The 10,933-nt window shown below is 68.4% G+C and carries 15 protein-coding genes; 5 read left to right on the top strand and 10 right to left on the bottom strand.

Annotated features, from left to right (window positions below; genetic code table 11):
• The first annotated feature begins 279 nt into the window (after positions 1-279).
• Complete coding sequence (locus AOK16_RS06995) at positions 280-1,365, top strand: glycosyltransferase family 2 protein (RefSeq protein WP_055471358.1); 1,086 nt, start codon at positions 280-282, stop codon at positions 1,363-1,365.
• Between the two features lie 197 nt (positions 1,366-1,562).
• Positions 1,563-2,102: a DUF1697 domain-containing protein gene (locus AOK16_RS06990; protein ID WP_055471357.1), complete on the top strand. Its 540-nt coding sequence runs from the start codon at positions 1,563-1,565 to the stop codon at positions 2,100-2,102.
• Between the two features lie 33 nt (positions 2,103-2,135).
• Here AOK16_RS06990 and AOK16_RS06985 read toward each other — a convergent pair whose 3' ends face one another.
• The 7 genes from AOK16_RS06985 to AOK16_RS06955 all read right to left on the bottom strand — a co-directional run bounded on the left by AOK16_RS06985 (position 2,136) and on the right by AOK16_RS06955 (position 6,067).
• Positions 2,136-3,005, bottom strand: coding sequence for a JmjC domain-containing protein (locus AOK16_RS06985; protein WP_055471356.1), 870 nt, complete (start codon positions 3,003-3,005; stop codon positions 2,136-2,138).
• A gap of 24 nt (positions 3,006-3,029) precedes the next feature.
• Positions 3,030-3,338, bottom strand: a complete 309-nt coding sequence (locus AOK16_RS06980; RefSeq protein ID WP_240483419.1) for a hypothetical protein — start codon at positions 3,336-3,338, stop codon at positions 3,030-3,032.
• A 223-nt stretch (positions 3,339-3,561) separates the two neighbouring features.
• Positions 3,562-3,798 carry a DUF397 domain-containing protein gene (locus AOK16_RS06975; protein ID WP_055471354.1) on the bottom strand — a complete coding sequence of 79 codons (237 nt, stop codon included), beginning with the start codon at positions 3,796-3,798 and terminating at the stop codon, positions 3,562-3,564.
• A 125-nt stretch (positions 3,799-3,923) separates the two neighbouring features.
• Positions 3,924-4,775 (bottom strand): helix-turn-helix domain-containing protein, encoded by an 852-nt coding sequence (locus AOK16_RS06970; protein WP_055471353.1) that lies wholly within the window; start codon positions 4,773-4,775, stop codon positions 3,924-3,926.
• 27 nt (positions 4,776-4,802) lie between these two features.
• Entirely contained in the window at positions 4,803-5,309 is a 507-nt protein-coding gene (locus AOK16_RS06965; RefSeq protein WP_055471352.1) for a DUF6879 family protein, read from the bottom strand.
• Positions 5,284-5,526 (bottom strand): hypothetical protein, encoded by a 243-nt coding sequence (locus AOK16_RS06960; protein ID WP_055471351.1) that lies wholly within the window; start codon positions 5,524-5,526, stop codon positions 5,284-5,286. The genes AOK16_RS06965 and AOK16_RS06960 overlap by 26 nt, the downstream gene beginning before the upstream one ends.
• Positions 5,527-5,641: 115 nt before the next feature.
• Complete coding sequence (locus tag AOK16_RS06955; RefSeq protein ID WP_055471359.1) at positions 5,642-6,067, bottom strand: ATP-binding protein; 426 nt, start codon at positions 6,065-6,067, stop codon at positions 5,642-5,644.
• 288 nt (positions 6,068-6,355) lie between these two features.
• On the opposite strand from AOK16_RS06955, the gene AOK16_RS06950 reads away from it, so the two are divergent.
• Positions 6,356-7,222 carry a helix-turn-helix domain-containing protein gene (locus AOK16_RS06950; RefSeq protein WP_240483418.1) on the top strand — a complete coding sequence of 289 codons (867 nt, stop codon included), beginning with the start codon at positions 6,356-6,358 and terminating at the stop codon, positions 7,220-7,222.
• Positions 7,223-7,234: 12 nt separating this feature from the next.
• Entirely contained in the window at positions 7,235-7,456 is a 222-nt protein-coding gene (locus tag AOK16_RS06945) for a DUF397 domain-containing protein (RefSeq protein WP_055471349.1), read from the top strand.
• Between the two features lie 75 nt (positions 7,457-7,531).
• Here AOK16_RS06945 and AOK16_RS06940 read toward each other — a convergent pair whose 3' ends face one another.
• Positions 7,532-8,680: a phosphatidylinositol-specific phospholipase C1-like protein gene (locus AOK16_RS06940; RefSeq protein ID WP_055471348.1), complete on the bottom strand. Its 1,149-nt coding sequence runs from the start codon at positions 8,678-8,680 to the stop codon at positions 7,532-7,534.
• A gap of 155 nt (positions 8,681-8,835) precedes the next feature.
• Between AOK16_RS06940 and AOK16_RS06935 the strand changes: the two genes are divergently transcribed.
• The gene (locus AOK16_RS06935; RefSeq protein ID WP_055471347.1) at positions 8,836-9,756 is read left to right on the top strand and encodes a phosphotransferase enzyme family protein; all 921 of its coding nucleotides are present in this window, start codon (positions 8,836-8,838) and stop codon (positions 9,754-9,756) included.
• A gap of 202 nt (positions 9,757-9,958) precedes the next feature.
• Here the strand turns inward: AOK16_RS06935 and AOK16_RS06930 are convergent, their stop codons facing one another.
• A complete protein-coding gene (locus tag AOK16_RS06930) occupies positions 9,959-10,672 on the bottom strand; it encodes an exonuclease domain-containing protein (RefSeq protein ID WP_055471346.1) in 714 nt (237 codons plus the stop codon).
• 166 nt (positions 10,673-10,838) lie between these two features.
• Positions 10,839-10,933 (bottom strand): DUF5919 domain-containing protein (locus tag AOK16_RS28035; RefSeq protein WP_240483420.1); only part of this gene is annotated, 95 nt, incomplete at its 5' end.

The following is a 10,933-nucleotide window of genomic DNA, read 5'->3' as shown; positions in this document are numbered from 1 at the left end:
AAGCGCCGACCGCCGCGCCCTCCCCCACGGGGCGCGGCGGTCGGCGCTTTTCGTGTGCATGACGGGAGTTATCCACAGGGACTGGCGGGCTGATGCGGGGATGCGCGCTTCCGACTACGGTCAGTGACAAGGCAGTTGGAGGAAGCGGAGGAAAGGGAAGGCGCATGCACGGGGGACTGCCATTCATCGGCATCAGCACGATCGTCTACGGCGTCATCGGCTTGGCCGCACTCGCGGCCGGCGGAGTGGCGAAGCTCGGGGGAAACGGGGGAAGGCACCATGCGGCACGGCGGCATCACGGTCACGGTCATCGTTCCGGCACACAACGAGGAGGAAGGGCTCCCCGCCACACTGGAGTCGCTCGCGCGGCAAACGGTCCCGCCCGACCGCGTCATCGTGGTCGATGACGGCTCGACCGACCGCACGGGAGAGGTGGCGTCAGGCTTCGGCGCCACGGTCCTGCGCCCACCGCGCAACCTCGGCAGCAAGGCCAAGGCCCAGAACTACGCACTCCCGCACTGCGACACGGCTCTCGTGCTCGCCGTCGACGCGGACACCGTCCTCGCGCCGGACTACATCGAACGCATCACCCCGGCCTTCGACGACCCCCAGGTCGTCATCGCGGCCGGCAACGTACAGACCCGCCATACCCGTACGGTCTGGGAGCGCGGCCGCTCGGTCGAGTACCTCTTCGGCTTCCACTGGCACCGCCCGATCCAGAACCGCGCCAACAGCCCCATGGTGTGCTCCGGTTGCTGCTCGGCCTTCCGCCGAGACGTCCTGGTGGCCTCCGGCGGCTTTCCGGAGCGCACCATCGTCGAGGACATGGACTACACCTGGTCCCGCCAGATCGAGGGCCGCAAGGCGGTGTACGTCGGCGCGGCGATGGCGTGGGCAGCAGACCCGGAAACCCTCACTTACCTGCGGAAACAGGTATGGCGCTGGATGGCGGGCTTCTGCCAGAACGTCCGCCTGCACACCGGCAGGCTCGTCACGAGGAAGCCGCTGCTGGCGGTCTGGGTCCTCCTGGCCCTGGTCGAGATCCTGACCGCGCCCTTGTGGTGGGCCGCCCCGTTCGTCGCGGCGGCGACAACGCCCGCGTCGTTGCCCTCGACCCTGGCCTGGTGGCTGTCGGCGGAGCTGGCCTTCACCATCCCACCCCTTGCCTACGCGGCTCACCGCCGCAAACTCCCCCTGGCGCGCGTCCTGTTGAACATCCCCTGCGTCTACCCGACGAAGGTCGTCAACCTCTACTACGCCTGGAAGGCCCTCATCGTGGAACTCCTCCTGGTCCCCCTCGGCCTCTCCCAAGGCCTCACGGTCTACGAAAAGGGCCGAGCGCCAACCCCGTGCGCGGCCGGGTGAGAGCGGACGGGCCAGCCCGCCATCATCCGGAGCCGAACCCAGGATGGCGGGATGGCCCTCATCCTCTTCGCGGGAATCCCGGTCACCGACTACGCCAGGGCACTGGCAAGGCCGCCTACCGCCACCCCGACGGAAACGAGATGAGCTTCGGTGGCGCCCCCATCTGACCGAGCACTCGGCCCCCTAGGCTGCGCGCTGTGACGACGTATGCTGCGCTTCTGCGCGGGATCAATCTGGGCGGCCGCCGGAAGGTGCCGATGGCGGACCTGCGGGAACTGATCACCGGCCTCGGATACGAGGGCGTCCGGACACTCCTGCAGAGCGGCAACGTCGTCTTCACGGGCGGCGAGCAGCCCCCGGCGCTCCTCGCGCGCGAACTGGAGCAGGCCCTACAGGCCCGGTTCGGCTTCGAGATCGGCTGCGTTGTGCTGACCTCGGCAGAGCTCCGAGCCGTGGTCGCCCGTAACCCGTTCCCCGTCACGTCCTTCGACCCCTCGAAGTTCGTGGTCACCTTCCTCGCGGCCCCGCTCGACCCCGCCCACCTGGCCCGCATCGATCCGGAGGCCTACCTGCCGGACGAGTTCCGCCCCGGCGAACGCGAACTCTTCCTGCACTGCCCGAACGGCCTGGGCCGCAGCAAACTGTCCGCAGCCCTCGGCGCCACGGACTTCGGCGCCGTCGCCACCACCCGCAACTGGAACACGGTCACCAAACTGCTGGCGATGGCGGACGTCTGAACAGACGCCGGGGAGGGCGGAGCCGGATCAGAGTCAGTCGGCGGCTGCCCGAATCCGAGCCGAGGCTGCGGCTGATTCAAGGCGTTCAAGGAAGTCGATGGTCATCGCCTGGGCCGCACGAACATCGGCCTCAAGGCCTCCGGCGAACCCGCCCGGCGGAAGCGCCGCACGGAAGGACAATTCCTCGATAGCGAGCCCGACGAGCTGCTGTGCCAGCCAGAGCCATGGCCGCTCCCTGAGTGCAAAAGTCAGGTGATAGCTCGTCGTGCTGCCGATCGCATGAGGACTGTGGATCCAGCCTCTCGGCACGACGAGGGTGTCGCCGGCCGTCAACTCGAACTCGGCGTCCGGGGCAGTCGACTCCAGTCGCTGTTGCAGTTCCGGGGTCCAGGTCCTCGGAGACGAGAGGTAGTCCTCCATGGGGTGGTCAACGACCGGCTTCCACAAGGGCCATCGCTTGCGGCCGGCGATCTGGGCCACTACCCCCGTGAATTGGTCCCAGTGATGGGCCAGGCCCTGGCAATGCGGTGGGGTGATGATGGCGCTGACGTAGGTCGGGTAGCCCGTCTCCCGTTCGATCTCGCGTGTGATCTGGGCCAGATAGGGGATCGACCGCTGCACCTCGCGGAGGTTCGCGGTGTGCCCTTCATCTATGAGATCACGGACCCTGCCGGGAACCAGCTTGCTGTCGCGCGAGAACCGACCGGGGTGTACGGCCGTCCCGTCCTTGACGACGGCGACGTACTGCGGAGACAGGAGGTCGTAGTCGATGTAGCGGTCCAAGAGCGACAGAGGAACCGCACGGTCGAGGTCAGTGGCGCCTCGGTGGTGAAATCGCGGTTCGGCGGGCCACACACGCAGAACCTCACCCGCGAGGTCGTCCAGTAACACCTTCAGAGACATATCTGATCTCCCTCGCGTAAGCGCTCAATTGGGCGGCATGGGACAGGCGATTTCCGGGTGGAACTGATTGGGGCAGCACACCACCGTGAAGGAAGTGAGGCTTGAGGACTCGGTGTAGTGAGCCCAGGTCACGTCGACACCGCGCGGAAGGACGTCCATGGCGTACACGATCTTCGTGTCGAGAGCGGCGTAGGCTTGTTTGCCGTCGTCTCGCTTGAAGGGCGGGTTCGACTCGTACGTGGTCTTCAACCATGTCATGGCATCCCCGACGTCCGTCCAGGTTCGGTCAGCCGCCGTCTGGCTGCGGCGGAGCAACCAGTGTCCGGTCATCATGGGCGGCATCGTGGTGGACAGGAACGAACGAGTCTGTTCGTCGTTCGGGTTGGCGCCTGGTCGGCGGAGGCCTTCCTGTCCGTAGGTGTCTCTGCTGCCGGTCCACGGGCCGTACCCGTGCCAGTGTCCTGACCAGCTCATCGGTACCTCTCGGGAGGAGTGCGGGCCGCTGTCGGCCTGTGCCGGGCGGCCCGCCGAACGGGGTGCTGGGAGGGAGCTGGATCTAGAGCGCGAGGCCCCGCTGCCTGGCCCAGCCGAGGGCGAACTGGTCAAGTTCCGCCCCCGTGAAGCGCAGTTCCCGCCCCTGGCCCTCGGATTTGGTGTCCTGGAGGACATACGCCGCGGCCGCGCCGGGGATCTCTGCGAACTCGACGCACGACTCGTGCTCACCGCCGAGATTGCCGCCACAGAATTTGCCGAACGTCGCTCCCGCGACGGGGAAGCTGTAGAGCCCGCTCATAGTGGTTCTCCCGCTGTATTCGCTGTGCGGAGATTCGTTCTCCGCGCCGTGAGTGGCCACAGGAATGACGCTAGAGAACGCGGGATTTGGGCCTCCACGAAGTTCTACGGAGTTGCACGCAGATTTCAGCGCAGGGAGTCTATGGCGGACGTGATCAGACCACGCGCTTCCGCCCCGTACACGGGCAGTTCCGCGAGCTCGGAGAAGGCCTTGAGGTAGAGGCTGACCTCACTCGGGGCGGTGACCGTGACCTGAGCGGTCAAGAGCTCAACGTGGACCCGTCGTTCGTCGAAGATGTTGAACCCCTCCAGGGTCCACATGCTCCGTTCCCGCGCGCCGAACGGGATGATCCCCAGCGAAACCGTGGGCAGCGACATGACAGAGAGCAGGTGTCCAAGCTGACCGGCCATCGTCTCGGCATCCCCGATCTGATATCGAAGGACGGACTCTTCCACCAGGAAGGCGAAGCGGCGGCGCCCCTCGTACAGCACTCGAGCGCGTGCCATACGTGCCCGCACTGCTTCGGCGATGTCGTCAGGGGCGTCATGAAAGCGACCGATGACGCCGAGCAATGCGGACGCGTAAGCGGGCGTCTGGAACAACCCCGGTACGACGTGTGAGGCGTAGCTGCGGAAGTGCTGGGTGCGCTCGTAGAGCGACATCCGCGACTCTTGGAGGTGACGCAGGCCCGTACGCTGCAAGCGCCGCCACTCCATGTACATGGACTCGGCCGTGCGAGACGCCGCGACGATGTCGGCGGCTTGGTCGGGGACGCCGCACGCGTCGCACCACTTGTGAATGTCCGTGTCGGAGGGCGGGGTTCGGGCATTTTCGATACGCGATGACTTGGACTTGTTCCACCCGCATACAGTGGCCAGCTCATGCCCTGTCATTCCGCTGTCCAGGCGGATGTCACGCAGGCGCGCTGCTACGGCTTTACGAGCAGCTGCGACACTGGACGACTGGTACGGGGGCATGAGCTGGTGGTGAGCTGAGGTGCGACCTCAGACCGTGAACTCCTCGTGCGGTGTGCCACGCTCCCAGACAGCCTCGAACGCCGAGGCGCAGAGCTTGATCACTGCTGGCTCGTGGTTAAGTTCGTGACCGGCGGAAGCGCCGTCGCCGGTGAAGTGGCCGAAGCGGACCAGCCGGTCGTCGAACAGCCAGTAGTCGTTGCCGGGCAGCGCGAGATCCGAAGCGAGCCGACGAGGTAGCCAGCGGACCGACTCCCCCGCCTCCACGTTCAGGCCCGTGCCTGCGTGTTCGTAGCGGATGTACTCGGTGACGGGCTGGGAGACGACCCTGGCTCGGCGCATCGCCACACCTCGGCCGACCGTCCGGCGTACGAGGTCCAGCCACTCCGGTCCAGCCCATACGCTGGGCTCTCCCCGCTTCCAGGCAGCGAAGTCGTCGGCCTCGTCTTCGACGCCGTAGGCGTCGCGCATCTCCAAGTGAACGGCGGACCGGTGGCAGTCGGCGATCAGCTCAGCGAAGCTCGGTACGTTCGGCAAGGTCGCACGCCTCCCTGATGATCGGCACCATACGGGCCGGGATCCGGATCACTGCCTCGGTGTCGGGGATGTGGCCAACCGTAAGGCACTCGGCCTCGGTCTCCTTGTCAGCCTTCCAGCCCTGGAACATGAGATCGTCAGTCTTCTCATCCACCCACACCGTTGGGCAGTCATCACCGTTGGTGTTGGGGTCCTTCGCGACGAACCGTAAAGCCATGGCATTCACCTCTGTCGGTTTGGGTGCGTTGGTTGCGCGCGGTTGCATGACCGTCGCCTAGGAGCCGAACCACGGTCAAGAGGCGTCCATCGTTTTCGGTCAAGTCGGGCTCGTCTCACAGCTCATCGCCTTCCTCTGGGGCAACCCGGAACCAGACCCGCTTGCCGTCGGGTGTCGGCGTGTAGCCGAAGGCGTCGGCTATTTCACGGAGGAGCCAGAGGCCGCGGCCGGATTCGCCGGTCCAGTCGGGGGTGGTGACCTCCGGCAGGGCCGGGGAGTTGTCGTGGACCGCGACGAAGATCGAGGTACCGCACTTGGTGATCCTGAGGGAGCACGACGAGTCGCCCGCGTGGCGCTTGACGTTGCTCAGCAGCTCCGTGACCCCGTGCAGCACGGTCTCCGTCGTCCGCTGCGACTCACCCCACGCCCGCAAAGCCGCCTTGGCGAGCCGTCGGTAGTGGGCGAGTTCCTCCAGCTTCACCGTTAAGCGCCAGCTCCAGGTGAGCGGTTGTTGCGCCGCCGCCGGTCGCACGACATCCATGAACCAACCCTCCAGCCGGTCGAGCCCCGCGCCGGGGCAGAACCGCACCCGCCCGGCATCCGAGCCAGGGCAGGGGCGGTTGACGTCTCCAAATGATGTTCCGCGCCTCAGCGCTCACGCACCGTTGCGACGTGAGCAACACGATGAACCCAACTGCCCGCGCACTGCAAGTAGTTCTGCTGCAAATTGCAGCACTAGACTCCATCGAGTGAGATGTCGCGAGCAGCGCCCGTGCGCAGTGCTGATCAACGACACTGTGGTGAGCCATGTGAGTGCGAAGGAGGAGTCGTGGGGCAGCCAGCTCGCCGAACAGCCCGGCGCCGCCGGTTGGGGGCGGAACTCAAAGCACTGCGCGAGGCAGCGGGCGTCAGCGTTGAGTCCGCGGCGCAGAAGATCCATGGCGACAACCCCAAGATCAGCCGCCTGGAGAACGGACGGCACCGCGTCTCCCGCCTCGAACTGGACGCGCTGCTCGATCTCTACGGGGTCGAGGACCAGGGGCTTCGTGACTGGCTCGTGGCTCTGTCGGCCGAGGGGCGCAAACGGAGTTGGTGGCGTTCCCACGGCGAGGTGCTACCCGCCGACTTCAAGGAACTGCTCACCTTGGAATCCGATGCGGGCAGAATCGCCGCGTTCCAACCGCAGATCATTCCCGGGCTCCTCCAGACCAAGGAGTACGCGCGGGCGGTCATCATCGGCTCCTCCGAACCGCTCACCGAGGCCGAGGTCGACTTCCAGGTCTCGTTCCGCGTCGAACGCCAAGCCGTGTTCGAGCGGGAGAACCCGCCGCAGTATCTGTGCATCCTGACGGAGGGCGTCATCCGCCAACAGGTCGGTGGCGCCAAGGTCATGGCGGCCCAGCTGCGCCGCCTGGTCGAGCTGAGCCAGCCGCCCGAGCTGACCATCCAGGTCGTTCCCTATTCGCAGGGCGCCTTCACCGCCACGGGCGGCGCCTTCGTTCTCTACTCCTACCCGGACCCCTTGGATCTGGACGTGGCTCAGGTCGAGTACCTCGACGGCGCCCTCTACCTGGAGGAAGAAGCCACCGTCAGCAAGTACCGGCGGGCGTTGGACGGGCTCCGGACGGCGGCGCTATCGTCACGGCAGTCCGTGGAGTTGATCTCGTCGGTTGCGCGGGATTTCGAACGCGAGTGAAGAGGTATCGCCATGATGCGACACAGCCTGCCCGAAGCCGACTGGCGCAAGTCGTCCTACAGCGGGGACCAGGGCGCCAACTGCCTGGAGATCCAGGCCACGAACGACGGGCTGGTCGCAGTCGGTGACAGCAAGGACCGTTCGCAGGGGGCCTTCGTCTACACGCCCCAGGCCTGGGGCTCGTTCCTCGGCGCGGTCAAGCGTGGGGAACTCGGCGGGGTCGGCGGGGCGTAGACCCGTGGCGGTCGAGGCATAGCCCCGCGGCCTCCGCCGCGGGGCTGGTGCCACAGCCGGAAGTCGCCGCCCCGCTCAGCGCTCCAGCTGGCCGTCGCGGCAAGTCCTCGCCGCGGACACCGGGTTGCAGCGGGCCGCGTACGGGCCGGGCAGTGAGACGAAGTAGTCGCGGTCGTAGCGGGCGGACATGCCCGCCGCCGGGAAGTCGGTGGACACGATCTGCGCCCCACTGCCCAGCGCAGCCTCCCGCATGGCGGTGTCGCGGCCCAGCACGGTGCTCATCGCGACGTCGGCCCGGGTCCGCACGATGTACCCGCGCTTGACCAGGTCCGCGATCTCCGCCTCGTTCTTGCCGGTCGGGTCGTTGCGCTTCATGAACGCGGCCGACGGGGTGCCCGGCGCGGAGTCGGTGAACAGCACGCGGCCCTCAAGGTTCGAATGGCCCTCCAGGTACGAGGTGCGGACCTGATTCGTGTTGTCCATCGCGAACATGACCTTGCCCGCCGACCGCGCCACCGTGGGCCAGCCGTGCCGGAGAACGGACTGTTCGAGTGTCAGGCCCGGCCGCCTGACGTCATCCGGAGTGATCAGGTCGTCGCTGTCGAAGACCGAGCGGATCTCGTCCTCCAGCGCCCGGAAGGCCGACTCCTCCCACGGAGGACTCTCGACTCCGCCGAGCCGCTCGAAGCGGTCCTCACTCGCCTTGAACTCCAGCATGATCAGCAGCGGGACATGCCCGGGGTTCTTCCGCGACCAGCCGCGGACCTGCTTCAGGCACTGGGTCAACTGGACGCAGGTGGTGTTGTAGTCGGCGTCGACCATGTGGAAGACCTTCGTACCGGGCTCCCCCCAGGCCGGGTCCTCCAGCGGAGGAAGTCCCGCGTTCTTGCGGACCAGCGGCCAGCGGTACAGACCGCCCTTGGGGTCGGGTACGACGTCGAGTTCGACCGAGCGGACCTCCTGCTCGGCCAGCTGCTCCGTCAGCGGCGCATGCGAGTAGTAGAGGTTCGGGTTCGCCCCGGGGTCTATCTCCAACTGGGCACGCTGTTCGGCGCCGGACAGCTCACGGTGGTAGCTGTTGTGCGTGGCCACCACCTGGATCTCGTTGATGCGGGTGCCGGTGCCGCCCGAGTTCGCGGCTGCCTGCGACGAACCGGTCGATACCGTCAGCGTTGCAAGGCCGGTGAAAGCTGCGGCAGTAGCCAACCAGCGGGAGAGAGACATGCGGTTCCTTTACGACCAAGGCGAGGGGGGCGACAGCCCCGCCCACCCTGGAAAGGGAGAGTGGACCTGCCGTGTCGTCAGCCCGCCGATCAGCCAACTCGAAAGTGAATCCTGGCCGACTGCCGCGAGCCTCAAACCCTCGGGCCGGGGCTGACATGGGGCCGAGAGACGGTGGCAGGTTCGATGAGGAGCGGGCCCGCGGAGTGCTGGGCAGCGCCGGATTCGCCGCGCGTGACGCCGAGTTGCTGGCTCTCGGCGAGAACGCCGTATTCGGGGTCGGACCCCACGGACCTCGCGGATCTCACGGGCCCCACGGGCCTCGCGGACCCGTCGTACGGATCGGGCGCAGCCCCGAGTTGCTGGACCGGATGCGCCGCGAGGTGCGGGTCGCGGAGTGGCTCGCCGACCAGGGCGTGCCCGCCGTACGCCCAGCCGAGCCGGAAGCACGGCTCGTCGCCGGGCATCCCGTCTCGGTGTGGCAGCGGCTACCGGAGCCAGAGCGCCAGGCCAAAACAGCCGATCTCGCCGCACTGCTCCGGCTCGTGCACCGGCTGCCCGCACCGCCGTTCCCCCTCCCCCGGCGCGATCTGCTCGGCGGCGTCGAGCGCTGGCTGCGGCTTGCCGGATCGGCGATCGACCCGGCGGACGCCGCGTACCTGCGCGAGCGCCGCGACCACTACGCCGCTGCCGCCGACCACCTCACACCGCATCTCTCCCCCGGCCCGATCCACGGCGACGCGCTGCCGCGCAACGTCCACATCGGCCCCGACGGACCGGTCCTGTTGGACCTGGAGACCTTCTCCGACGACCTCCGCGAACACGACCTGGTCGTCATGGCCCTCGCCCTCGACCGATACGGCCTCGACCCGGCCGCGTACGACGCCTTCGCCGGCGCGTACGGCTGGGACGTGCGGGAGTGGGAGGAGTGCGCGGTGCTGCGCGGGGCGCGCGAGACGGCGAGCTGCGCGTGGGTGGCCCAGCACGCACCGGCCAACCCGGCGGCCCTGGCCGAGTTCCGCCGCCGGGTCGCATCCCTCAGGGAAGGCGACCCGACCGTCCGCTGGCACGCCTTCTAGCACGGGCACACAGCGGCACAGGCTCACCGGTCGGCCCTCAAGGCGCCGCCCCGACCCGCCGGCGCACACCACCGCGCTCGCGGAAGGGTGCCCGCGCGGCCTGCCCGCCCGGCGTACCACGTACGCACGGGCCCAGGCCGAGACCCGGCAGGCGCCCCACGAGGCCAACCGCCTCACGGAACAGCGCGCCGCACGGCGGCGCTCACGACGGCAGCGCCCGCAGCGGCCAGTTGCCGTCCACCACCGCCTCCGGGTCCCGCTCCCGCCGCAGCCACTTCTGGTATCCAGCCGCCCAGCGCGCATACCAGCTCACCTGGTTGCGGTGCAGCGTCCACGGCTCCAACTCGGCCACCCCCGCGTGCCGCTCGGCCAGCGCGCAGGCGACCCGTACGGCCGCGACCGCGTCGGCGTCCGCGCGGTGCGCGGCCGCCAGCGCCACGCCGTACTCCCCGCAGGTCGCCACCAGCGTGCGTCTGCCCTTGCGGTAGCGGTCGACGGCGCGGTCGATCGTGTACGGGTCGACGATCGGGCCGACTTCTCCCCCGCCCAGCCGGTCGGCGAGCGAGGGCAGGCCGTGCCGCCGCAGCTCGGCGGCGAGCAGCGTCAGGTCGAAGGCCGCGTTGTACGCGACGACCGGCACGCCCGCCGTCCAGTACCCCGCCAGCGCCGCCGCTATCTCCTCCACCACCTCACGCGCCGGACGCCCCTCGGCGGCGGCTCGCTCGGTCGTCACGCCGTGGATGGCGGCCGCCTCCTCGGGTATGGGGACGCCCGGGTCGGCCAGCCACTCGCGGTGGCGCGCCGGCTCCCCGCCCACGGCCTCGATGACCGCGGCCGTCACGATCCGCGCCTCGGCCGGATCTGTCCCCGTCGTCTCCAGGTCGAACCCGACCAACAACTCACGGTGCCAGCCCATTGATACGGCCCCCTCCCACTCGGCTCCCCCAGTGGCTTCCACCCTCCCACGCGCCACTGACCGTCCACCGGACAGGCAATCGGCCCCCGGCCATCGGCCGCTCAGCCCTCAACCCAACAAGCCGAGCCGCACCCCCGGCCCACACTCACGCATCACGGCCCGAACGTCACGAAACAGGCCGCGAATCCAGCCAAACGCTCTCGAACTCCTCCCTATACGTCTGGAAGAGCCCCCCGTCGTTCTCCTTGGCGCCGCCACCGC

Origin of the sequence: Streptomyces pathocidini (genome assembly GCF_001418495.1) — a bacterium.
Taxonomy (GTDB): domain Bacteria; phylum Actinomycetota; class Actinomycetes; order Streptomycetales; family Streptomycetaceae; genus Streptomyces; species Streptomyces pathocidini.
This window is presented reverse-complemented; position numbering and strand designations above follow the sequence as displayed.